The sequence below is a fragment of the Solimonas fluminis genome (genome assembly GCF_002930645.1).
In the GTDB taxonomy this organism is placed as follows: Bacteria; Pseudomonadota; Gammaproteobacteria; order Nevskiales; family Nevskiaceae; genus Solimonas_A; species Solimonas_A fluminis.
Window position 1 is genome coordinate 28,557 of sequence record NZ_PSNW01000011.1, and the last position, 24,713, is coordinate 53,269.

At 69.3% G+C, this 24,713-nt stretch carries 14 protein-coding genes; 5 read left to right on the top strand and 9 right to left on the bottom strand.

Annotated elements, in window-relative coordinates; translation table 11 throughout:
• Positions 1-10: 10 nt before the first annotated feature.
• Genes trmD through rpsP form a run of 3 tightly spaced genes read right to left on the bottom strand, consistent with a single transcriptional unit; the run spans position 11 to position 1,515 of the window.
• Positions 11-748, bottom strand: a complete 738-nt coding sequence (gene trmD, locus C3942_RS17470; protein ID WP_104231655.1) for a tRNA (guanosine(37)-N1)-methyltransferase TrmD — start codon at positions 746-748, stop codon at positions 11-13.
• Positions 738-1,265 (bottom strand): ribosome maturation factor RimM, encoded by a 528-nt coding sequence (gene rimM / locus C3942_RS17475; RefSeq protein WP_104231656.1) that lies wholly within the window; start codon positions 1,263-1,265, stop codon positions 738-740. Before rimM ends, trmD begins: the two co-directional genes overlap by 11 nt.
• Before the next feature lie 4 nt (positions 1,266-1,269).
• Entirely contained in the window at positions 1,270-1,515 is a 246-nt protein-coding gene (rpsP, locus tag C3942_RS17480; RefSeq protein WP_104231657.1) for a 30S ribosomal protein S16, read from the bottom strand.
• A 302-nt stretch (positions 1,516-1,817) separates the two neighbouring features.
• Between rpsP and C3942_RS17485 the strand changes: the two genes are divergently transcribed.
• The 5 genes from C3942_RS17485 (at position 1,818) to C3942_RS17505 (ending at position 10,405) form a co-directional block, all read left to right on the top strand.
• Positions 1,818-2,531 carry an Hpt domain-containing protein gene (locus C3942_RS17485; RefSeq protein ID WP_165797510.1) on the top strand — a complete coding sequence of 238 codons (714 nt, stop codon included), beginning with the start codon at positions 1,818-1,820 and terminating at the stop codon, positions 2,529-2,531.
• Entirely contained in the window at positions 2,512-5,142 is a 2,631-nt protein-coding gene (locus tag C3942_RS17490; RefSeq protein ID WP_104231659.1) for a response regulator, read from the top strand. The genes C3942_RS17485 and C3942_RS17490 overlap by 20 nt, the downstream gene beginning before the upstream one ends.
• 77 nt (positions 5,143-5,219) lie before the next feature.
• Positions 5,220-8,318, top strand: a complete 3,099-nt coding sequence (locus C3942_RS17495; protein WP_165797511.1) for a response regulator — start codon at positions 5,220-5,222, stop codon at positions 8,316-8,318.
• Positions 8,306-9,673: an alginate export family protein gene (locus C3942_RS17500; protein ID WP_104231661.1), complete on the top strand. Its 1,368-nt coding sequence runs from the start codon at positions 8,306-8,308 to the stop codon at positions 9,671-9,673. Before C3942_RS17495 ends, C3942_RS17500 begins: the two co-directional genes overlap by 13 nt.
• 90 nt (positions 9,674-9,763) lie before the next feature.
• Entirely contained in the window at positions 9,764-10,405 is a 642-nt protein-coding gene (locus C3942_RS17505; protein ID WP_165797512.1) for a LuxR C-terminal-related transcriptional regulator, read from the top strand.
• A 139-nt stretch (positions 10,406-10,544) separates the two neighbouring features.
• Here C3942_RS17505 and C3942_RS17510 read toward each other — a convergent pair whose 3' ends face one another.
• The 6 genes from C3942_RS17510 to C3942_RS23045 all read right to left on the bottom strand — a co-directional run bounded on the left by C3942_RS17510 (position 10,545) and on the right by C3942_RS23045 (position 24,554).
• Positions 10,545-11,390 (bottom strand): OmpA family protein, encoded by an 846-nt coding sequence (locus C3942_RS17510; RefSeq protein ID WP_104231663.1) that lies wholly within the window; start codon positions 11,388-11,390, stop codon positions 10,545-10,547.
• Positions 11,391-11,399: 9 nt separating this feature from the next.
• Positions 11,400-11,525 carry a hypothetical protein gene (locus tag C3942_RS22870; protein WP_279331249.1) on the bottom strand — a complete coding sequence of 42 codons (126 nt, stop codon included), beginning with the start codon at positions 11,523-11,525 and terminating at the stop codon, positions 11,400-11,402.
• A gap of 46 nt (positions 11,526-11,571) precedes the next feature.
• Entirely contained in the window at positions 11,572-20,940 is a 9,369-nt protein-coding gene (locus C3942_RS17515) for an ESPR-type extended signal peptide-containing protein (RefSeq protein ID WP_104231664.1), read from the bottom strand.
• 451 nt (positions 20,941-21,391) lie between these two features.
• Positions 21,392-22,588 (bottom strand): glycosyltransferase, encoded by a 1,197-nt coding sequence (locus tag C3942_RS17520; RefSeq protein ID WP_133164345.1) that lies wholly within the window; start codon positions 22,586-22,588, stop codon positions 21,392-21,394.
• Positions 22,585-23,598: a GNAT family N-acetyltransferase gene (locus C3942_RS17525; protein WP_104231666.1), complete on the bottom strand. Its 1,014-nt coding sequence runs from the start codon at positions 23,596-23,598 to the stop codon at positions 22,585-22,587. The genes C3942_RS17520 and C3942_RS17525 overlap by 4 nt, the downstream gene beginning before the upstream one ends.
• Positions 23,595-24,554 carry a hypothetical protein gene (locus C3942_RS23045; RefSeq protein ID WP_104231667.1) on the bottom strand — a complete coding sequence of 320 codons (960 nt, stop codon included), beginning with the start codon at positions 24,552-24,554 and terminating at the stop codon, positions 23,595-23,597. Before C3942_RS23045 ends, C3942_RS17525 begins: the two co-directional genes overlap by 4 nt.
• Positions 24,555-24,713: the final 159 nt, after the last annotated feature.

Sequence of the window (24,713 nt, forward strand, 5' to 3'; positions counted from 1 at the left end):
TTACCTCACCTCATGTTCGCTGTTCCGAGATGAATTCCCGGAGCAACACCTTCAATTCCTTGTCCAGCTCAATCCCGTCCAGCAGGTCGGGCCGCTTGAGCCAGGTCTGTCCCAGCGCCTGCTTCAACCGCCACCGCGCCACCTTGGCGTGGTCACCACCCAGCAGCACCTCCGGCACCCGCTCCCCGCGCCATTGCTCCGGCCGCGTGTAGTGCGGATGGTCCAGCAGGCCGCTGGAGAACGAGTCGGCTGCCGCCGAACCCTCGTGTCCCAGCACCCCGGGCAGCAGCCGCGCAATTGCGTCCACCACCACCATCGCCGCCAGTTCGCCGCCGGACATCACGAAATCGCCCAGCGACAACTCGAAATCCACTTCCGAGCGGATCAGGCGCTCGTCGAGCCCCTCGTACCGCCCGCACAGCAACACCAGTCCCTCTTCCCGCGACAGGCGCTCCGCCCAGCCCTGGCTGAAGCGTTCGCCCTGCGGCGAGAGATACGCCACCCTCGCCTGCGGCTGCGATGCCTTGGCATCGCGGATCGCATGGGCCAGCGGCTCGGCTTCCATCACCATGCCGGGACCGCCGCCGTAAGGCCGATCGTCGACCTTGCGCCACTTGTTCGTGCTGTAGTCGCGCAAGTTGCGCGTCGCCAGCTGCAGCTGTCCGCGTTCTGCCGCGATCCGCGGCATCCCGTGCTGCGTGACCTGCTCCACCCATTCGGGGAACAGCGTCAGGACTTCAATCTTCATCGTAGTCCGGATGCCAGTCGCAGACGATGCGGCCCGCTTCCAGATCCACTGCCTTGACGATGTGCTCCTTGACGAAGGGAATCAGCCGCTCCTTCCCGCCGTCCCGCAGCACCATCACGTCCTGGGCACCGTTGCTGGTCATGTCCTCGACCTGGCCCAGCGCAACGCCCTGCGTGCTCTCCACCTTCGCGCCGATCAGGTCGATCCAGTAGTACTGCCCCTCGGGCAGCCTCGGCATCGACTCGCGATCCACCTGGATCTCCGCGCCCATCAGCCCTGCGGCGACGTCGCGGTCCGTGATCGGCTGGCCGTCCGCTCCACTGATGTAGGCCACCAGGGAGCGGGCATGCTCGTGGGTCTCCAGCACTTTCGCCTCGAATCCCGCGCCGTGGGCAATCCACCAGCGGCGGTAGTCGAAGATGTTCTCGATCGGGCGGGTCAGGGACCAGACCTTGATCCCGCCCCGCACGCCGTGAACCCCGGCGACGCGGCCCAGCGTCACCCGGCGCACCGTCATCAGCTCAGGCGGCCTTGGCCGACTTCAGCAGGAACGCCACGCGGTCGGAGGTCTGCGCACCGTTCTTCTGGTAGTGCTCGACGCGGCCGAGGTCGACAACGAGCTTCTGCTCGGCGCCGCTGGCATTCGGGTTGTAGTGGCCCAGGCGCTCGATGAAGCGGCCGTCACGGGCGCTGCTCTTCTCGGTCGCAACGACGTGATAGAACGGGCGCTTCTTGGCGCCAGCGCGGGCAAGACGGATGGTTACCATGCTTGATCTTCCAGATAAAAATTGAACGGCCCGGGACCTCCCGAGCCGTTGAAGGGCGCGTATTGTAGCGATTTCCTCACAAATTTCCAGCTTTCCCGTAACTTGCGAGCGACGGGGGCGAAATTTGTGCCTGCGGCCGGCACCCTCCGGTTAGTTATTGATTATATTACGAAGCTACTGGCCGACCGGGGGTTAGGCCAGTCTGCCCCTCCTGCCAGGCCTTTTGCATGAGCCGCAGCGCCGGGCCCTGGATCAGGGCCGCGCACACGGACAGCGCCGGCCTCCCCCGCGGAAACCGACGGATGAATGCAGAAGCTGGAACCGAGGCCATGGACTGCCTAGTAATCGATGCGGATGCGGTCAGCCGCCGGCTGGCCGGCCTGCTGCTGAAACGCCTGGGCTACACCTCCGCGGTTTCCGTCGGGACCGCCGAAGAGGCCCCGGGCAGCCTTGGAGGCCTGGTCCTGGCCGGGACCGACGACCGTGCCGAGGGCATCGCCGCCCTTCGGTCCCGCATGGACCCCGCCAGTGGCCAGAGCCGGCTGATCGCCATGGTCGCCGCCGCCTCGGAGGAAGCACGCCGGGCCTGCCTGCGCGCAGGGGCCGACGCGGTACTGGTCAAGCCGCTGGCGCTGCAGGAGCTGGCAGCGGCGCTGGCCCCTGCCGCGGAAGCCGGCGACTTCAATGCAGAGGCCTGGGGCGAACTGCTGGAAATGTTCGGTGCCGACGGCGCGGCCCAGTTGGCCGGCGCCGTGATCGACGACCTGCCGGTTCAGCAGCAGCGCATGGCCGCCGCCATCCGCGACCAGGACCTGCCCTCGCTGAAACGCATCGCCCATGCCCTGCGCGGCGTCAGCCTGCAACTCGGTGCCGGGGCCCTGGCGGAACTCTGCACGCAGGCGGAGGCGGCCGCGGCCGCGGGGCCCGCCAGCACCGCAACCGAACTCGGCGCCCGCCTGATCGCGCGCCACGAAGCCCTGGCAGAGCGACTGCGCAATGAAACCGCCCGCCGCTGAACCCGTCTCCACCCGCCTGTCCCCCCTCGCAGGAGGGCTCATCGCCCTGGTGCTGCTGGCGAGCCTGCTGATGGCCGTGCAGACCGCGCGCATCATCCACCAGCACCAGCAGCAGCGCTTCGATTCCGAGGTGCGGCTGATCGAATCCTCCATCGGAAGGCGCATGAACGCCTACACCCAGATCATGCGTGGCGGGCGCGGCATGGTAGAAGCCTCGACGCATGTCAGCCGCGACGACTGGCGTGCCTATGTAACGCCGCTGCAGCTCTACAGGAACTATCCCGGCATCCGCGCGATGACCTTCGTGCCGAAGCTTTCGCCGGACGCGGCGGCGGCCTTCGTCGAGGGCGTGCGCCGGGAGCCGACCGAGCGCTTCTCGAACCCGCTGGTCCTGCGGGAATTCAAGCTGCGCCCGCCGCCGCCGCCGATCAAGCCCGTCGACTCTCCATTCCATGCTCCGGTCTACTACACCGAGCCACTCACCCCCGAGAGCGAACGCGGCATCGGCATCGACATGATGCGGGACGCCGACCGCCGTGCCGCCCTCGAAGCGGCCGCCGCGACGGGCGACGCGGTCCTTGCGCCCCGCGTGCGCATCCTGAGCCAGACCGGCACGCGGGTGGGCTTCATCGCCTACGTGCCGATCTTCAAGGACCGGCAGCACTTCGGCTGGATCTCGGCAACCTTCCATGCCCAGGCGTTCATGCAGGGGCTCCTGGGCGGCGACAGTAGCAGCCTGGCCTTCGAGGTCTTCGACGGGGACACTACCGACACCGGCGCCCTGCTCTATTCGTCCGACGGCGTCACGCCGGAGGGAGACCCGCTGCCGCTGCCGCCCGACGCAGAAGCCCAGTTCGAAACCTCCCGGACCCTGCAGATGCCGGGGCGCCAGTGGACGGTCCACTTCCGTAGCAGGCCCGGGTTCGCGACGCTGTCAGAGCAGGCGACGCCCTGGCTGGTCGCGCTGGGCGGCCTGATGGCCAGCCTGCTGCTCTATCTCTTCGCCCGCGGCGGCGCGCGCTGGCGAGCCCAGGCTGCCGCGCTGGAACAGGCCCAGGCCGCCGTGGAGGCCGCGACGCAGGCCAAGAGCGACTTCCTGGCCAACATGAGCCACGAAATCCGCACGCCGCTGAATGCCATCCTCGGCACCGCGGAACTGCTGGGCGACACGGCACTGGACGCGTCCCAGCGGCAAAGCCTGGATACCATCACCCAGAGCGGCGATCACCTGCTGGGCGTGATCGACGACATCCTCGATTTCACCAAGGTCGAGGCGGGCATGCTGGAACTGGACGAGCAGGTATTCGAACTGCGCCGCATCGTGGAGGAGACCCTGGAACTGGTGGGCACGCGCACCGCGCAGAAGGGCCTGGACCTGGGCTGCGAATTCGCGCCCGGCACCCCGGAGATGATCAGGGCCGACCGCAGCCGCGTGCGGCAGATCCTGGCGAACTACCTGTCCAATGCCGTCAAGTTCACCGAGCAGGGCGAGATCGCGGTCTCGGTCAGCGCCGAGATGCTGGAGCCGCAGCGGCATCGTATCCACGTCAGAGTGCGCGACACCGGCATCGGCATCCCGCCCGACCGCCTCGACCGCCTGTTCAAGACCTTCAGCCAGGTGGATGCCTCCACCACGCGCCGCTACGGCGGCAGCGGCCTCGGCCTGGCCATCAGCAAGCGCCTGGCGGAGCTGATGGGCGGCGGCGTGGCCGTGGAGAGCCGCCCGGGCGAGGGCTCGGTGTTCTCCTTCAGCTTCATCGCCGGCAGCGATCCGGCCTGGCGGGCACCGCCGCCGGCCGACGCCAGCAGGCTTGCCGGAAAGCGATTGCTGGTGGTCGACGACAACGACACCAATCGCCGCATCCTGCGCGCCGCGGCACAGGAATGGGGAATGCAGGTCACCGATACGGCCTCGCCGCAGGAGGCGCTGGCGCTGATCCGCGGCGGTGCGGGCTTCGACTCCGCGATCATCGATTTCCTGATGCCCGAGATGGACGGTGCCGCGCTGGCGGCCACGTTGCGCCAGGAATGCGGCAGCGCCTGCCCGCGCCTGATGCTGCTGAGCAGCGTGCGCCAAAGCACGCAGTCGCAGCCGGTGTTCGACCTGGTGCGGTACAAGCCGCTGCGCCGTGCGGGTCTGCTCGATGCGCTGCTTGAACTGATGTCGCTGGGCGATGCCGCGCGGAATGCGCCGGCCGCCGCCTCGCGGCCGGCGAACGCCGCCGCGGCGCTGCGCGTCCTGGTGGTCGAGGATACGCCGCTGAACCAGCAGGTCGCTCTGCGCATGCTGGAGTCGCTGGGCTACCGCGCCGATCTGGCGGAGAATGGCCTGCTCGCCGTCGAAGCCGTGCAGCAGCGCGACTACGACCTGCTGCTGATGGACATGCAGATGCCGGTGATGGACGGCCTGGAGGCGACGCGCCGGATCCGTGCGCTGGAGAACCGGCCGCAACCGCAGATATTCGCGATGAGCGCCAGCGTGCTCGATCACGAGCGGCAGGCCTGCATCGACGCCGGCATGAACCGGCACCTGGCCAAGCCCCTGCGCCGGAACGAGCTGGAAAAGGCCCTGCAGGAAGCGGCGAATCACGCAGCCCGGGCCGCGGGATGAGCCGACTGCGCATGCGAGGGCCGCAGAGGCCGCGGGCAGGGTTGTGGATCCGGCTTTGGCGGCGCCTGCCGGCCGCCGTGCTCCTGGGCCTGTTGCTGGCTCCGCTGGCCGCGCATGCCGGCCCGCTGCGGCTCGACGACGCCCTGGGTCACGCATCGATGCCGCTGGCCGGTCATCTCGAAGCGTTCTATGACGCCAGCGGTGAGCTGACGCAGGCGCAGGTCGCCGCAGCGGAGAACTCGGCCCGCTTCCAGCCGATCGACCGGGATTTCAACGGCGGCTTCACGCAGCGAGGCGCCTGGTGGCTGCGTTTCGCCGTCGAGACGGCGCCCGGCTCGGCCGGCGACTGGTGGTTGCAACTGGGCGTGCCGTACGTCGACTACGTCGATGTCTGGCTGCCGCAGGCCCGTGGAGCAGGCGAAACCCTGCAGCACCGGGCGCTGGGCGGGATGCGCCCCGTATCCGGGCGGGACCTGCCCTGGTCGGTGTCCGTCCTGCGCCTGTCCGCACTGCCGGAAGGAGGACCCCGCTGGGTCTGGATCCGGCTCGCCGGCGAGCGCTCGCTCACCCTGAGCGGCAGCGTGTCGAAGCTGGACGTCATGACCGGAACGCTGCAGGGCGTGGTCGCCAGGGTTGCCGCCGTCGTCGGCATGACCTTGTTGATGGCGGGAGTCTGCCTGGCCCTCGGCGTTTCCCTGCCGGACCGCAAGTTCCTGTGGTATTCGGCCTATCTCGGGGCCAGCGCCCTGCTGTTCGCCTGCTCGGAGAACCTGATCGCGGTCCTGCTGCTGCCGGAGCAGCCGCTGCTCTCCTTGCGCATCCATCACGTGGCGGTCGTCCTGGGCCTGCTGACCTCCATCCTGTTCGCCCACAGCGTGCTCGACATGCGCGAGCAGTTCCCGCGCACGTCCATCGCGTTCCGCCTGCTGGCGGCTCTGGCGGCGACCGGCTGCGTCGTCACGCTGTCGGGCTACTACGGCCTCATCGGGCCGGCGGTGAGCCTGACCCGCCTGGCGCTGGCGGCGGTCATCGTCACGCTGTGCATCGTGCTGGTGCGCCGCAGCCAGCCGGGCGCCTGGCTCAACCTCATCGGCTACCTGGCCTACGGTACGGCCGGCATGCTGCACTTCGCCAAGAACCTCGACTGGATCCCCTTCACCCGCTTGACGCAGTACAGCTACCTGATCGGCGTCATCATCCACATGTTCGCGATCTTCATGAGCCTGGGGATCAATGTGCGCCTGCGGGAGCGGCGCTCCATGGCACTGGAGCACGCGCACCGGGAGGCGGATCTCGCGAACCGCGCCAAGAGCGACTTCCTGGCCAACATGAGCCACGAGATCCGCACGCCGCTCAATGCCATCCTCGGCACCGCGGAACTGATCAGCGATACGTCGCTGACCGACGAGCAGCGCGAGAGCCTGCAGACCATCCGGCAGAGCGGCGACCACCTGCTCGGCGTGATCGACGACATCCTCGATTTCAGCAAGGTCGAGTCCGGCATGCTGGAACTCGAGGACGCGGTGTTCGACCTGCGCCGCGCGGTGGAGGAGGCCCTGGAGCTGGTCGGGCACAAGGCCGTGCAGAAGCGGCTCGAACTGGCCTGCGATATCGCGCCGGGCACGCCGGACATGGCGCGCGGCGACGCGGCGCGCGTGCGCCAGATCCTGGTCAATTACCTGTCGAACGCCATCAAGTTCACCGAGCACGGCGATGTCTCGGTGGAGGTCTCGGCGCAAGCACTCGATGCCGGGCGCCACCGCTTCCACGTCGCCGTGCGCGATACCGGCATCGGCATTCCGGCGGAGCGGCTGGGCCGCCTGTTCAAGTCCTTCAGCCAGGTCGATGCATCGACCACGCGCCGCTACGGCGGCAGCGGCCTGGGCCTGGCGATCTGCAAGCGGCTTGCCGAGATGATGGGCGGCGGAGTGGCGGTCGAAAGCGTGCCCGGTCGCGGTTCGACCTTCTCCTTCAGCTTCGTCGCCGCCACCGATCCGGCATGGCAGCAGCCGCAGCGGCCCGGCATCGATGCCCTGCACGGCCGGCACCTGCTGATCGTCGACGACAACGACACCAACCGGCGCATCCTGCGCAGGACCGCCGAGGACTGGGGCATGCAGGTCTTCGACACCGCCTCGCCGCAGGAAGCCCTGCGGCTGATCGAGCGCGGCGAGCACTTCGACCTGGCGGTAATGGACGACATCATGCAGGACCTGGATGGCGTCGCACTGGCGGCGGCGATTCGCCGGCATCGCAGCCGCGGCGCCCTGCCCTTGCTGCTGCTCAGCAGCGCGCGCCAGGCCGGCGACGACCTGAAGGACTTCGACCTCGTACGCCTCAAGCCGCTGCGCCGCAGCAGCCTTCTCGATGCCTTTCTCGATCTGCTGGCGCCGGCCCAGGTCGCAACCCCGGTGCCGGAGCAGCCTGCAGCCCCGGCCAGCAGGACGCCGCTGCGCATCCTGCTGGCCGAGGACAATGCGATCAACCGCCAGGTCGGCACCCGCATGCTCGAGTCGCTCGGGTATCAGGCCGATGTGGTCGAGAATGGCGTCGAGGCGGTGGCGGCATTGCAGCGGCAGCACTACGACCTCGTGCTGATGGACGTCCACATGCCGGAGATGGACGGCCTCGAAGCCACGCGGCGGATCCGCGCGCTGCAGCAGCGGGCCCAGCCGCGCATCTTCGCGATGACCGCCAGCGCCCTCGATCACGAACGGCAGGCCTGCCTGGACGCCGGCATGGATCGCCACCTGGCGAAGCCCTTCCGCCGGCGGGAACTGGAAAGCATGCTGCACGAGGTGGCGGCCAGCGTCGGCTGCCAGGCCCCGGCGCACGACCAAGCCGGCGGCGGCGCGCTGGCCGATCCTGCCACGCTGGCGCAACTGGCGGCCGACCTCGGTGCCGAGGGCGCGGCCGAGCTGATCGCGGAGATGGTCGAGGCCTCGGACGGGAGCCTCGCGGCACTGCGCGATGCCCATGCCGGCGGCGATGCGCCGCGGTTGGCACGCGCGGCGCAGGCCCTGCAGGTCAACTGCAGCATGGTCGGGGCCACCGGACTCGCACAGGACTGCGCGAGCCTCGCAGCGGCGCCCGCGCCCCGGCAGGCCGCGCTGCTGGAGTCCGTGGCCGGCGGCTATCTCGCACTGATCGAACAACTGCGCCAATGGCGCGCCTGATCGGGGCCGGCGCCCTGATGGCGCTGGCCTGCATGCCCCTGCAGGCCGCGGACTTCGCCCTGACGCGCTGGTCGGAGGACCACCGGGATCTTGCCGACCCGGTCCGGCAGGCCACGCCGCTGGACGCCATCAAGCATCTTGCGCTGGGCGCGAGCCCCGACCGCTACCTGAGTCTCGGCGGACAGCTGCGGCTCAAGGCCGTGGATTTCGACGCACCCCTGTTCGGCCTGGGCAGCAACGAGGCCGACCGCTACGGGTACCAGCGCGTCAACCTGCACAGCGACTGGCACCTGGGGCCGAACTGGCGCGTATTCGCCGAGGTCGGCGATGCCCAGGTGCATGGCAAGCGGACGCCGCCCACCCCGGCTGATTCCAATCGCAGCGACCTGCAGCTGGCCTTCGTCGATTTTTCGGCCGCCACGGCCGGCGGAAAGCTGCTGCTGCGGCTCGGCCGCCAGGAGCTGGCCTTCGACAGCGCGCAGCGCTTCGTCGCCCTGCGCGAGGGCCCCAACGTCCGGCGCGCCTACGATGGCGTGCGGCTGGGCTGGTCGGCCGGCGCGCTGGATATCAGCGCCTTCCTGACCGAGCCTGTCGAGATTCGCGACGACGAAGCCTTCGACGACCGCGACAGCAACGCCATCCGCTTCTCGGGACTGCGCATCCGGCATGGAGCCGGCGAGGCCGTGCAGGTCGATGGCTACTGGTACCGCTACGAGCGCGATGAGGCTGTATTCGGCGGCGTCCGCGCCGAGGAGCGGCGCAATGTCTTCGGGCTGCAGTCCGCCGGGCGCCGGGGTGCGTTCGACTGGGACGTGGAAGCCGTCTACCAGTCCGGCAGCTTCGGGGCCGCAGACGTCCGGGCCTGGGCCTTCGGCAGCATGCTGGGCCTGCGCTTCGGCGCCTGGAGCTGGCAGCCCCGCGCGATGCTGCAGCTGGACGCCGCGTCGGGCGACCGGCAGCCCGGGGACGGCCGGCTCGAGACCTTCAACCCGCTGTTCTCCCGCGGCTCCTACTTCTCGCAATCGGGCCTGACGGATTTCTCGAACCTGCTGAACGCCGGCCTGTTCCTGAGTGCCCGCCCGCTGCAGCCTCTCACCCTGGGCATCGGCGGCGGGCGGATGGCAAGGCAGTCCCGCGATGATGCCGCCTATGCCCAGCCGATGCTGCCGATTCCGGGCTCGAGGAATGGAGAACGGGTCATCGGCAACTACCTGCGCTTCAACGCCAGCTATCGCTACAACCGGCATCTGACGCTGGCATCCGAGCTGCAGCACTATGTTCCTGCCTCCGGCCTGCGTGCGGCCGGCGCCAGGACGGCGGACTACGCCGAACTGGTGGTCAAGTTCCTGTTCTGAACCACGCCGACGCGTAGTACACTGCCTTCGTAACGCCGGGCGCCGTTGCCCTTCCACGCCCGGCATCCCGGGAATGCATTCGGAGAATCCGTGGGCACCACGGCCACAGCCACCGTCATCATCGCGGACGATCACCCGCTGCTGCGCGTCGCCCTGCGCCTGAACATCGAGCGCATCGAGCCGTCCGCCCAGGTCATCGAGGTGGATTCGCTGGCGGCGCTGAAGAGCAGCCTGCCCAAGCACCCGGACACCCGGCTGGTGCTGCTGGACCTCATGATGCCCGATGTCGAGGGGCTGTCCGCCCTCCAGTACCTGCGCCATGAGTGGCCCGAACTGAGAGTGGCGGTGGTCTCGGGCATGGAGGAACGGTCGTGGGTCCGCTCCGCGGAAGCGCTGGGCGCCGTCGCCTTCATTCCCAAGGCCACGCCAGTGGAACAGACCCAGCAGATCCTGGCCAAGGTCATGTCCGGCGGCGGCTGGTGGCCGCCGCCGGACACGCTTCCCCCGCCCCCCCCGGACTCGATCGACGCCCGCATCGACCGCCTCTCTCCCCAGGAACTGCGCATTCTCCTCTACATCAAGGACGGCCGGCTCAACAAGCAGATCGCCGACGAACTGGCGATCCGCGAGTCCACGGTGAAGACCCACATCACCGCACTGCTGCGCAAGCTCGACCTGCGCAGCCGTACCCAGGCGGCGGTGCTGGCGCAGCGCCTGCTCGCCGGCAACTGAACGGCGCCGCTCCTATCTCAACCGGCGCCGGTCGTTCCTGATCGCCAGCCAGGCGAGCCCGCCGGCGCCGGCCATCGAGCCCATCAGCAACCCTACCGCCAATCCAAGCCAGAACATGTGCAGGTCTCCCATCGGTCGTTCAACCGGCTTTCAGGTAAACGATCACCGACACGCGGCGATCCGGAGTCAGGCAGGCCAGCAACTCGGAGAGCGGTGGCCGCGTCGGGCAGGCTGACAACGGCTCGGCATCGCTACGCCCGACCGCCTCGATCATCCCGGGGGCGATGCCCTTGGCGACAAAGGCACCCGCTACCGCCTGCGCGCGATCCAGCGCGCGCGATTCCTTGCGCTGCACCGTGCCGATGCGATCCGCATGGCCGACCACAACGATGCGCTGCACCGAGCCTGCCTCGCGCACCGTCCTCGCCACCAGGGCCTTGAGTCGCGCCCGGTCCGCGGCACGCAGGTCATCCAGGCTGGAGCGCCCGAAGGGGAATACCAGGCCGTCCTCGGACCAGCGATCACCCCTGCTGTCCTCCGCCGCATCGGCGGCGGCAGAGGCCGCTGCAGGTGCCGCCCCGGCGGCGGCCACCATCGATGACCCTTCCGCCGCCGCACAGGCTTCTGTCTGCCAATGCCTGCTCCGAACCTTGCCCTGCTCGTCGAACTGGAGCTGGAACTGACACTCGACCAGTCCGATGCCCGCGGCCGGAAACTTGAGGATGTAGTTCCAGTCGCGCACGGCGAACAGGCCCTCGGTGAAATGGGGGTTGCCGATGAGCTGGCGCACCTGGTCCTTGCTCAGGCCGGGCTGCAGCAGCCGCACCGTGTCGCGCGTCACCACGATGCCGTCACGCCGGTACGACGCTTCGCGCGGGGGAAACGAGACGCCCTGGGCATCCGGCCCCTCCCGCGGCGTGCTGCAGGCGGACAGCGTGGCGCTCAGCACCACGGCCAGGAGGACAAGCGGGTTCTGCTTTTTCATGGAACCTCCTCAGCGCAACAGATAGAGCAAGGCCAGGCCGGTGGCCATTCCCAGTGCATAGCCGTGGATGCCCCAGACGTAGCGCCGCTTGTAGCGCTCCCGTCCGCTGTCATAGTCGTAGTACTTGAGGCTCATCTGGATATCACCCTGATCTGGTTCTGGTGGGAATGCCGCGTTGCGCTCACCAGAGCACGCCGCTGACGCCGAAGCGCACCGCGGTACCATGCTCGGAGGTGGAAACGCCGGTGGTCACGCTCCAGCGGCCGTTCTCGGCCGTGCCGCGGAAGGTGACACCGACCGCCCCCTGGTTGACGTAGTAGCCGCTGCCGAGCGCATAGGTGATGTGCCCGGGAATGAACGGTGCCGCTTCCATGGCGATGGCCGCGGCGATGCCGGCATTGGCCTCGTCGCGCATCTCGTCCACCGTGCGGCCGAAGTCCACGCGCAGGTCGGTCAACTGCTGCACGTTGACCGCGTCGGTCGGCGCCACACCGGCCGCGACGTTGCGCAGGCTCACCGGGCCGCCGGTACCGTCCGGATTGCCGAAGGTCACCGAGTTGTAGTTGACGCTGCCGTCGCCGTTGAAGTCGTAGCGCACCGCACTGGCACCCAGCTGCTTGAGCTGGCCGACGTTGGCGGCATCGGTGTCGGCCGTACCGGCCGCCACGTTGGTGATGCGCCGCTGCTGGCTGGACGAACCCACCGACACCGTGTTGTCCTGGTCGGCCACCGAGCCATTGCCCAGCGCCACGCTGTTGGCCGCGCTGGCCGTGGCGTTGTTGCCGAAGGCCGCGGCGAAAGCGCCCGCGGCACGGGCGTTGTCGCCCACCGCCGTGGTGTTGGTGCCCAGCGCCTGCGCGCCGGTGCCCACCGCCACCGAGGACTGCGCCACGGCACCCGAGCCGATGGCCACCGAGTTGGACTGCACCGCCGTGGCGTTCTGGCCCAGCGCGATGCCGCCAGCCGCCTGGGCGCGGGCACCGCTGCCGATGGCGACGGCGTTGGCCGCGCCATCGGACACCTGGGCACCACTGCCGATCGCCAGGCCGTTCTCGGCATCGCTGCCGACACGGGCCGAGCTCTCGGCATCCTCACCGGCGCCGATGGCGATGGCATTGGCGGAAGAAGCGGTGGCATTCACGCCGATGGCGCTGGAATTGGCGCCGCTGGCCGTGTTGCCCGAGCCGAGCGCTGCGCTGCCCTCGCCGCTGGCGGTGTTGTCCACGCCCATGGCGGTGGCGCCATCCGCGCTGGCGTCGTTGCGCACACCGCACTTGGCGGAATCGGCACCGCCGCCGGGGCCGCAGAAAGCCAGCGCCTGGTCGGCACGGGCCAGCGCCGTGTTGGCCGTGTTCTGCACCACGGTGACGCGGCCGTCCACCTGGGCGACATCGTTCTCGACGGTATCGAGGCGATCACCCATCTCGGAAACGTTGCCGGCGATCTCCGCCACGTCCGCCTCCACCGAATCCACGCGGGTATCGAGCGCGGCGATGTTCGCGGTGTTTTGCGCGATGCCAGTTTCCGCGGCATCCACCCTCGAATCCAGCACGCCGATGGCGGCGGTGTTGGCAGCGATATCGGACGTGTTCTGGGCCGTGGCCGACTCCAGCGCGGAGATATCCGCGCTGTTCTGCGTGGTGGCCGTCTGGAGCGCCGCGATATCGGCGGTGTTCTGCGCGGTGGCCGCCTCGTTGGCCCCCAGGCGCGTGTCCAGCGCACCGATCTGCTGCTCGGCCGCCTCCACGCGGCCTTCCACCGCTGCCATGTCCGCCTCCGCGGCGTCCACGCGGCTATCGACCGTCGCGATGGCCGCCGCATTGGCGGCGATTCCGGCGTCGGCCGCGTTGGCCCGGGTGGTCAGGCCACCGATGGCGGATTCGTTGGCGGTGACCCGGCCGTCCAGAGCGGTGATGCCGGCGCTGTTCTGGGCGATACCGGACTCGGCGTTGCCCACACGACCGTCGAGCCCCGCGATGTTGGCCGTGTTCTGCGCCACGTTCTGGTTGGTGGCATGGAGCTGCGCCCCGTTGACCGCATCGCTGCTGTCGGCCGCCAGGCGGCCGGCGGCGACGCGCGTGATGCGGGTGGCGCCGCCGGCGCCCCCCAGCGTCAGCGTATTGCGGCTGGCGTCGTCGTAGGCGACGCCCAGCGGGTTGCCGGCGGCGGCCAGGCCTTCGAGCGCGCCGAACGCATCGCCGACGTTGCTGTAGGCATTGCCGCCGATGTTGTAGCTCGGGGCGGCGATGCTGCCGTCGGCATTGACCGCGGCGCCGCCACCCAGGGCCTGTGCCAGGCCGTTCACGCTGCTGGTGTTGGCGATCACGCGGCTGTCCAGGCTGGCGATGCTGCCTTCCGCGGAACCCAGGCGCGTATCGAGGCCGGCGATGTCCGTCGTGTGCTGGTCGAGCATGTCCTCCGCCGAGTCGACACGACCCTGCAGCCCCCCGATATCGCCTTCCGCTGCCGTGACCCGCCCACCGAGCGTGCTGACGTCGGTCTGCAGGCCGCCGATATCGCCCTCGGCCGTGTCCAGGCGAGTGCCGAGACCGGCGATCTGGCCGCTATGCTGACCGATGGTGGCTTCCGCGGAACTGACGCGGCCGTCCAGGGCGCCGATGTCGCTGCTGTTCTGCGCGATGTCCTGCTCCGCGGTGTCCACGCGGGTGTCGAGCGCACCGAGGTCGCCCTCCGCTGCAGTCACGCGGGTGTCGAGCGCACCGATCTGCGCGGTGTGCGTGCCCACCGTGGCCTGCAGGCCGCCGATGCTCGCCTCGGCCGCATCGACGCGACCATCCAGGCTGGCGACCTCCCCTTCCGTGGTGCTCACGCGACCGTCCAGGGCGCTGATGTCGCTGCTGTTCTGCGCGATGTCCTGTTCCGCGTCGCCTACCCGGGTGTCCAGGGCGTCGAGGCTGTCCTCGGCTGTGGTGACACGGGAGTCCAGAGCGCCGATCTGGGTGGTGTGTGTCCCCACCGTCGTCTGCAGGCTGCCGATGCTCGCCTCGGCCGTATCCACACGACCGTCCAGCGTCGCGATGCCGGCCTCGGCCGCGGTCACGCGTCCATCCACCACCGCGATGTCGCTGGCGTTCTGCGCCACCTCCTGGTTGGTGGCGAAGAGCTGGCCGGCATTGACCGCATCCGTGCTGCCCGCAGCCAGCGTGCCGGCCCCCAGGTTGGTGATGCGGGTCGTACCGCTGGCGCCCTGCAGGCTGATGCTGTTGCGGCTGGCATCATCGTAGGACACGCCCAGCGCCCCCCCGGCACCCGCCAGGCTTTCCAGGGCCTCCACCGCCGCGCCGACATTGTCATAGTCGGTGCCGCCCACGTTGTAGGTCGGCGCAGCAATGCTGCCGTCGGGATTCACGGCCGCGCCGCCACCCAGAGCCTGGGCCAGGCCGCCAATGCTCGCCGTATGCTGGCCGACGGTGGTCTGCAAGCCGGCGATATTGGTCTCGGCGACATCCACGCGACCACCGAGCGCGGAAATCCCGCCCTCCGCCATAGTCACGCGGGTATCAAGGGCGCCGATCTGCGTGGTGTGCGTACCCACCGTGGACTGCAGGCTGCCGACATCCGTCTGCAGCGCGCCGATGTCGCTCTCCGTCGCATCGACGCGGCCACCGAGCGCGGAGATCCCGCCCTCCGCCGTGGTCACACGGGTATCGAGGGCACCGATCTGCGTGGTGTGCGTACCGACCGTGGCCTGCAGGCCGCCGACGTCCGTCTGCAGCGTGCCGATGTCGCTCTCCGTCGCATCGACGCGATCGCCCAGCGTGGCGAGTCCACCCTCGGCCGCGGTGACTCGGGTGTCGAGCGTGCCAATCTGCGTGCTGTGCGTGCCGACCGTGGCCTGCAGGCTGCCGACGTCTGTCTGCAGCGTACCGATATCGGTCTCCGCGGCATCCACACGCCCGCCCAAGCTGGCAACCTCTCCTTCCGTGGCGCTCATGCGACCGTCGAGGGCGCTGATGTCGCTGCTGTTCTGCGCGATATCCTGTTCCGCCGTATCCACCCGGCCACTCAGCGTGGCGAGCCCACCTTCCGCCGCGGTGACTCGGGTATCGAGCGCACCGATCTGCGTGGTGTGCGTGCCCACCGTGGCCTGCAAGCTGCCGATGTCGGTCTGCAGCGCGCCGATGTCGGTTTCTGCGGCATCGACGCGGCCACCGAGCGCGGAAATGTCGCCCTCGGTCGCGGTCACGCGGGTGTCCAGTGCGCCGATCTGCATGGAGTGCGTGCCCACCGTGGTCTGCAGGCTACCGACGTCCGTCTGCAGCGTGCCGATGTCACTCTCCGTCGCATCGATGCGACCGCCCAGCGTGGCGAGTCCACCCTCGGCCGCGGTGACTCGGGTGTCGAGCGTGCCGATCTGCGTGGTGTGCGTGCCGACCGTGGTCTGCAGGCTGCCGACGTCCATCTGCAGCGTGCCGATGTCGGTCTCCGCCGTGTCCACGCGGCCGCCCAGCGTGGCGATCCCACCCTCTGCGCTGGTCAGGCGGGTATCGAGCGTACCGATCTGCGTGGTGTGCGTACCGACCGTGGCCTGCAAGCCGCTGATGCTGGTCTCCGCGGTATCCACGCGCCCGTCCAGGGCAGCGATGTCGCTGGTGTTCTGCGCCACGTCCTGGTTGGTGTCGAAGAGCTGCCCGGCGTTGACGGCATCCGTGCTGCCGGCGGCGAGCGTGCCGGCGGTCAGGTTGGTGATGCGGGTGGTGCCGCTGTCGCCCTGCAGGGTGATGGTGTCGCGGCTGGCGTCATCATAGGAAACACCCAACGCGCTACCCGTGCCGGTCAAGGCCTCCAGGGCCTCGATCGCACCGCCCACGTTGTTGTAGTCGGTGCCGGCCACGTTGTAGGTCGGAGACACGATGCTGCCATCCGCGTTCACCGCCGCGCCGCCGCCGAGCGAACTGCTCAGCGTCAGGCTCAGGCCCCGCAACTGGCTGCCGTTGACGGCGTCCGTGCTGCCCGCAGAGAGAGAACCAGCGCCCACATTCACGATGCGGCGCTGGTTGGCGGCAGATCCCACCGAGACGGTGTTGGCGACGTCTGCCACCGAACCCTGGCCCAGCGCCACGCTGCCCGCTGCCGTTGCCGAAGCATCGGTGCCCAGCGCAATCGAATCGACCCCGGCTGCCGCTACCGAGGCATTGCGGCCGATGGCGATGCCGTTGGTCGCGCCAGCGGCGACGGTGGTGCCGGCTTCGCTGTCGAGCGCCGAGCCGAGCACGATGGCATGGTCGGCGTTGGCGTTGCCATGCGCGCCGAGCGCAACGCTGTAGTTTCCTCCGGTCTCATTCTGGTAGCCGACGGCGGAACTGCCCACGCCGTAAGCCTCATTCAAGTATCCGAAGGCATTGCTTTGATCGCCTTCGGTATAGTTGCCGGAGCCGAAGGAACTGCTGTTCTGACCCTCGGCAGTGTTGGCGTCACCGAACGCCGCGGCGGACTCACCGATCGCAGAGTTGCTGCCGCCGAAAGCACTGCCGCCCCTGCCCGTAACGGTATTGAAACCGCCAACCGCGCTGCCGAGATCGACCGCCGTGCTGTTGTTGCCGACCGCCGTGGACCGCCGGCCATTGGCCTGCGCATAGGCGCCGATCGCCATGGCATCCTCTCCCGTGGCGCCCACGCCGGCCCGGTGGCCGATGGCGATGCCATGGGTGGCGCCAGCGGCGACACGCGTGGCATTGACTGCTGACTGGGCGTTGCCGATGGCCACCGAATCCTCGGCAGCCGCGTTGCTGTGGGTTCCGATCGCGGTGCTGCGCTCACCGCTGGAGAGGCTGGCGGAGCCCATGGCAATCGAATTGACCCCGGATACCGCCGAGCTCTGGCCCAAGGCAATGGAGTTGATACCGGCCGCTGCCACCGACGCGTTGTTGCCGATGGCGATGCCGCTGGTGGCACCGGCGGCAACTCGTGCACCGCCCTCCTCGGTGTCGGAGTTGCCCAGGGCCAGCGAGTAGTCCGCGGCTGCCTCGCTGTTCGCACCCACGGCGGTGCCGTAGGCACCCGAGGCCCTGCTGCTGAAGCCCATCGCGGAGGAATTCAGGCCGCTGGCGACGTTGTCGTAGCCCATCGCCGAACTGCGCTCGCCGCTCGCGTTGTTCTCATAACCGAAAGCGCTGCTGGACACCCCTGTCGCATCGTTCTCGTTGCCGAAGGCGCTGCTGTTGGATCCGCTCGCGCTGTTGTCGCGGCCGAAGGCGCTGCTTTCGCCGCCGGTCGCGCCGTTTCCAAGGCCGATCGCGACGTCATCATCATCCTCAGCCCGGTTGTCCGAGCCCAAAGCGATGGCGGAATTGCCCTCGGCGGTGTTCCGCGTGCCGATGGCGATGGCCTCGAGTCCCGTCACCGTCTCTTCCCCGGTATCCGGGTCGACCTCCACCAGGCCCGCCGTGCTGTAGCGGCCGATGGCGATGGCGCCTTCCGCTGCGGCGGTCGTGCTGCTGCCGATCGCAATGGCCCCCGTGGCGTTTTCGCGGACGACGGCCCCGGAGCCGCCATATTCCTCGCCCGAGTGCACGCCGATGGCCAGCGAGCCGTCCGCCCAGGCGTTGCTGCTGTTGCCTACGGCGACACTGCCGGCCCCAGCCGCTTCGACGCCGGTGCCGAAGGCGGAGCTGCCGCCCCCACTGGCCCTGGTGGCGTTGCCGACAGCGACGCTGCCGTCACCGGAAGCGCTGCTCTGGCGGCCCAGTGCGGCACTGAAATCGCCGGATGCAGCATTGTTTTGGCCAATGGCGGCGCTGTACGCCCCGGTAACACTGTTCCGATAACCCACGGCACTGGCGCCGTCCGTGCTGGCGGTATTGTTGTACCCCAAAGCGGAAGCTCCAAGACCGCTGGCGACGTTGGCGTTGCCCACCGCACTGGCGCTGCCGCCGGTAGCCGTGGAACCGGCGCCGACCGCCATGGCCGAAGCCGCCGAAGCGGCGGCGTTGGTGCCCAGGCTGATCGCATTGGTGGCATTGGCCGCGACGGAGGCGTTGCGGCCGATGGCGATGCCATTGGTGGCGCCGGCGAGCACGCGTGCGCCAGTGGCAACAGTGTCGGAGTTGCCGATGGCCAGCGAGAAATCCGCGCCCGACTGGCTGTGGGAGCCCAGGGCCGAACTGCCTCCGCCCGAAGCGGTGTTGGTGAAACCCAGGGCCGAAGCGTTCACTCCGCTGGCGACATTGCGCGCGCCGATCGCGCTGGCGCCGGCAGTCGATGCGGTGTTGTCGCTGCCCAGCGCACTGGTGACGAGTGCCGAGGCGGTGTTGGAATACCCCACGGCCACGCTCTGTGCGCCCGAGGCGACGGCTTCGGTACCGACGGCGGTGCTGGTGGCCGCGGAAGCCCGGGTGGCGTAGCCCAGGGCGATGGCATTGGCCGCATTGTCCGCCACGGCAGCATCGGGGCCGATGGCGACGCTATTGGTGGCGCCGGTACCGACGCGTGCGCCGTTGGCTGCGGCGGCCGCGTTGCCGATGGCCACCGAGTTCTGGGCCGCGGCATTGCTGTTGGTGCCGATCGCCGTGCTGCGCGGGCCGCTGGCGATACTGGCGGAGCCCATGGCGATCGCGTTGACCCCCGCCGCCGCGACGCTCGCATTGCGGCCGATGGCGATGCCGTTGGTGGCGCCGGCCGCGACCGTGGTGCCGGCCTCGCCGTCCAGCGCCGTGCCGACCACGATGGAATGGTCGGCATTGGCGTTGGCATTGGCGCCCAGGGCTACGCTGTAGCCACCCGTCGCTTCGCTCTGGTAGCCGAACGTGCTGCTCGCGGTACCGCTGGCCAGGTTCTGGTGACCCATGGCCGAGCTGTCGATGCCGCTCGCGGTATTGTCGAAGCCGAAGGCGGCGCTGTCCTCGCCCGTCGCGTCGTTGTTGACGCCGACGGCACTGCTGTCGTTGCCTTCAGCTGAATTGCTGTGGCCGATGGCGACGGCATCTTCGTCCGTTGCTTCGTTGTAGAGCCCCAGCGTGAGGCTATCGATGCCCAGCGATTCATTCTCGCGCCCGATGGCGATGGCTCCGTCCACGTCGGCGACGTTGGCCTCGCCCCAAGCGAAGCTCGAAGCGCCATAGGCAGCGTTGCGCAGGCCGATCGCGATGCTGGAATCGCCGTAGGCCCGGTTCCCCATGCCGAAGGCGATGGCAAACAGCCCGCCGGTCGGAACGAGTTCGTCCGATTCCGGATCGACCCCCGCCGTCCCCGCGATATTGCCAAGGCCAATGGCTATCGAGGTCTGGCCAGCTGCCACCGAACCGAGGCCGACAGCGACGGAATAGTCGCCGACCGTACCTGAGCCGCCGCCGATCGCCATGCTGCCGTCGCCGTATGCGGTTGCGGAGACCCCGCTGTTCATCATCCCGCCGTATTCATCAGGGATGGGAAGACCCACGCCGATCGCGAGCGAACCGAACCCCTCCGCGTTGGCGTAGTTGCCCATCGCCACGCTGTAAGCTCCCGCGGACATGTTTTCGTAGCCGAAAGCGGAGCTGCGCAGGCCTGAACTGGAATTTGCATAGCCGGCAGCGGTGCTGCCCGCGCCGCCAGCGTAGTTGTAGGTTCCGAGGGCGGCGCTACCTGTACCCTCGGTAGTATTGCCGTAGCCGACCGCTGAACTATTTTCACCCACCGAACTGTTCTGGTAGCCGAAGGCTGAACTGCGCAGGCCGGAGGCGGTGTTGTCACTACCCACCGCCGTGCTGTTGGCGCCCGAGGCGGCCGAACTGACGCCGATGGCGGTGGCCGCGGCTGCCGTGGCGTCGGTGTCGCTGCCCAGCGCCATGGCATTGACGGCATTGACGCCGACGGCGGCATCGCGGCCGATGGCGATGCCGTTGGTGGCGCCGGTGCCGACGCGCGCGCCGCTGGCGGCGATATCGGAGTTGCCGATCGCCACCGAGAAATCGGCGTTGGCAGTGGAGCGGCTGCCGACCGCCAGGCTGCGGCTGCCGCCGGCGGCGTTGTCGTAACCCAGGGCCGCACTGAAAGATCCGCTCGCGGCGCTGTCGTCGCCCACGGCCAGGCTGCTCGCGCCGGTGGCAAGGCTGGCATGGCCCACCGCGGTGCTGTTGGCGCCGCCCGCACGGTTGGCGTCGCCCACCGCGGTGCTGCTGGCGCCGGAGGCGATGTTGCTCACGCCCAGTGCGGTGGCGCGGTTATTGGTGGCCTGGCTGTCCGCGCCGAAGGCGTTGCTGAACTGTCCGGTGGCGTCGCTGAACGCGCCTACCGCCGTGCTGTCCCCGCCGCTGGCGACGTTGCCGATGCCGCAGGCCAGGGAATTCGTCGCCGAACCGTTGCTGCCGCCATTGTTGTTGGCGTCGTTCAGCCGGCATTCCTCGGCCAGGGCCGGCGGGGTATAGCCCATCAAGGGGAATGCCAGCTGCAGCGCCAGCGCCCAGGCACCGATCCTCAGGGTGCCGGACCGCTGCACAGGCACCGAGCCGACCGTGCCGCTGCTGCCGCCGCCATGGTTGCGGGCCAGTTCCGAGGCTACGACTAGGCAATTGAGCGCCCGGCTCCAGATGATCTTGTGGATGTGGTTCATTGCAGCCCCCTATGATTTATCTACTGCGTGTTAGCTTCGTCTTCCGGGCGCGACCGCGGTATCCGCGAGTAGTCCTAGTACTTTGGTCGTAGGCCGAGCCGGGGCTTTCGTGGATTGCCTTGAATGGCAATCCACGCCGGCGAAGGCCCCGGCCATGGAGGGCCGGGCTGGGATTAATTCGCCAGATGCCGCCGCGCCATGGACGGCGGCCCTGAGCAAAGGGGCACGACGAAATCTCCGGACGGTTGCCCGGATGATTGCGATAGCAGTGGGGACACGCGGGCAAAGCCCTTTCGTGCTGCCGAAAGCAGGCGCCTTCAGCGAACTGGTCGAAGCGCGGGCGGACTTTTCCTACCGCCGGCCGACGGCTTGCCGCACACCCTTCGATCCTTCTACGAGCTCAGGACTTCAGGGCGAACCGCAAACATCCCCGGACTTTGTTGGTTACTCCTCAGGCGGCGAGCTTCTCCACCCACCCGTCGACCCACTGCGGCAGGATCCGTTGCCGGTTGCGGCCGGCGTAGCGCGCCGCAAAACGGCGCGCGGCCTGATGCAGCGTGGGATCGTCCAGCAGGCGCTGCAGCGCAGGGCCGAAGGAATCGGGCTGGTCCGGAGCCAGCACCAGGCCGGCCCCGAAGGATGCGACCCGCTCGGCCAGCAGGCGCTGCTCCATCTGGAAGTGCTGGATCAGGCACGGCTTGCCGGCGAGCAGCGCCTCGGCCACGGCACCGTGGGAGCCGGAGCCGACGAAGGCGTCGCAGCTCTCCATGGCCTGCCGCAACCAGACATTGCGGTCCAGGATACGCAGTCCCGGACGCTCGAAGTGGGCCACGGTGGCGCGCGGCAGGTCGGCCAGCCGCACGAGCACCTGGGCAGGGGCCGCCTGCAACGCGGCCAGCAGCGACTCCAGGCCGTCTCCCGCACGCAGGTAGGCCAGCAGGCGCGGCCCCCGGGTCTTGCCCCAGTCCACGGCCAGGCCGGAGGAGAAATCCGGCAGGCCGATGTAGTTGGCCTCGCGCACGCTGCCGTAGTGGTCGAGTTCGGGATAGGTCTTCAGGCCCAGTTCCACCCCGCTGAACAGGGACTGGAGATTCGGCAGCGGCTCGGCGCGGAGCGCGGCCAGCGCCTCGTTGACCACCAGGAGCACCCGGGCCTCGTTGTCGCGCAGGCGTTCCTCGCGAGCGGGGATCGTGGGATAGGCGGGAAATGGATTGTGCAGCGGCGGCAGGCTGAAGCCGGTGCCCAGCGCCGCCGCCGGCAACCGCAGCACGCGTGCGGCCAGCAGCGCGGTGGGGGCGTGATCCACCAGCAGGGCCTGGGCGCTGCTGAACTGCAGCAGCGAGCACCAGGCGCGCAGGCGGCCGGCGAGAGCCACCGGGCTGTGCCAGCCGCAGTCGTGGAGCAGGCTGGCGTAGCTGGCCTGCAGGCGCACCGCCTGCGGGCCGGCCATGCCGGTGGGAGCGGGCAGGATGGACGCATGGCGATGCAGGCCCAGCGTCTCGGCCATCTCGGGCTGGTGCGTCGCCAGCAGGCAAGACTGCCCTCGGCTGGCAAGATGGGCCGCGATCGCGCCGAGCGGCGCGAGATGACCCTGGCCATGCCCCAATTCGGCGGCGAGCAGGATCGGGGGCAGGCCCTGGCGATTCATGCGGCGGCGGCGACGGCGCACGCCCTGACGCGCGCCTGCTCGCGAAACTGATGCTCGGCGATACGACGGGCGAGCGGGTTGAGCAGCGCCAGCGCGGTGGGCTCGATGGGCTGAGCCAGCCACTGCAGGCGCAGGCCCGGCCCCTCGCGGAAGGCCTCCGGCGTGATCGTGGAGAAGAAGAACCCCTGGGCTTCCGCCAGTTCGCAGAGCAGGCTGGCGCCGGGCTGGGCCAACGGCAGTTCCAGATGCGCGCAGGCCACCCCGGGATCGGCCTGGAGGCGCGTGATGGCGGCCAGCAACTGCGCGGCGCTGTCGCTACCGATGCGCGGAACCGCAAGGACCCAGGAGCGCAGGCCCTGGTCATGCGTCGCGTGCAGCCTGCTCAGGCCGCTGGCGGGGCTTTCCTCCTCGAAGCTGACGGGGCAGCACAACCGTCCGAGGATTTCCGCGGTGATTGCATGATGCCGCGCGGGCAGCCGGCAGGCGGTGGAGGCGGCGTCCGGCGGCAGCGGGCGGGCATAACGGACGAAGCTCTGGCGCGTACCGCCGATGCCCGGCCACAGTCCCAGCGCGATGCCACAGGGCACGAGTTGCGCGTTCTCGGTGAAGCGCTGCGAGATGCAGACGGCCTCCGGGGACTCCGCAACCGGGGCCAGGACTTCCCCCCAGAGGCCGCGCCTGCCCTGCTCCCGCGCCCAGGCGGCGAGCAGGCGGCGCATGTCGTCGGCAATGCCTTGGCGGCGCAGCGACGGCCGCACCATCAGCACGCCGAGCTCGGCTGTCCGCCCATAGGGCGAAGGCTCCAGCGCCGCCAGGCCGGCGACCTCGCCGGAGGACGGCAGCAGGGCCAGCGCGAACACCAGCCGGGCATCGGCGATCGCCTGCGCAAGCTCCGCGGGGGCGTAGAGCAGGCGGATCGGATAGCTCTCGCCGCGCACGGCACGCACGCAGGCGGTGATGTCCGCCGCATCCTGCGGCGCGGCCAGCCGGAACTCCGGCGTCTCGGTCACGGCCGGCTCCGGCGCCCGCCCTGGGCGACCAGTGCCTTTGCGAGATCGGACCAGCGGGCATCGGTGGACTCCTCACCGTCGCTGTCGATGGACTGCATGGCTTCGAGATAGCGCTCGGCGAAGGCGTGGTGGAAATGGCGAACGCTTTCCGGGTATGCCTGCGGGGCCCGCATGATCTGCGGATTGGTGTTGATCTCCCAGACCTGGAGGCGGCCGTCGCGGCCCACCGCGTAGTCGATGCGGCCGTAGTGGATCTGCGCGCGGGCGAACAGGTCGCGCAGCTCGGACTCGTGTGGATTGGCCTGGCAGTAGTCGCGGGCCTCCGCGCGATGCGCCGGCTCCAGCAGGTCCATGTCCTTCAGCATCCACTTGCGGCTGAACAGCACATGCCGCGGGATGATGCGATCGCCGATGCGGAAGGCGGAATACTTGCGGTAGATGCCGCCCGTGTCGGCGGTGTCGCACATCTCCACCACCAGCAGCTCCGACAGCGCGTGCCCGGACAGCACCGCCTGCAGCAGCGCCTCGCGCACCGACTGCAGGTCGTGGAGCAGCGGGCTCTGCGCGCCGCTGTGCTCCTTCTCCTGCCGGATGAAGACGGGATAGCGCCAGGGCTCGCCGGCGGTGTCGGCGCGGAAGGCGCGGAAGTCGTTCCTGCCGTCCTTGTGCAAGGCATCGAGCAGTTCCAGCCGGCGCAGGCTGCGCTCCGGATGGTTGAGCATGCGGCAGCCGCTGTCCTGCAGCCGCGCCCAGACCCTGCCCAGGATCTTGCGCGGCAGTGCGTCGAGCCGCTCCAGGTCGGAGAAGATGTAGCTGCCCTGGGGCATGACCGGCATGCGCGTCAGCAGCTCGTAGGGCATGACCACCATGCGCTTGCGCAGGGACGCGCCCCACTCGCCGCGCAGGTGTTCGCTGACGGTGTAGGCGTGGGGTGCAGTGACCAGATACCAGATCATGGGCGGCTCCTGGGGCGTTGACGGACGTCCCGCATCGATGGCGTGGGCACCATGTTCCGCCCGCTCGGAGCCGCGCGGTATCCGAGATTGGGACTACGACTTTGGTCGTAGGAAACGAAAGGGGCGCCCGCCCATCCCGGCACGGGCGCCTCTCCAGCG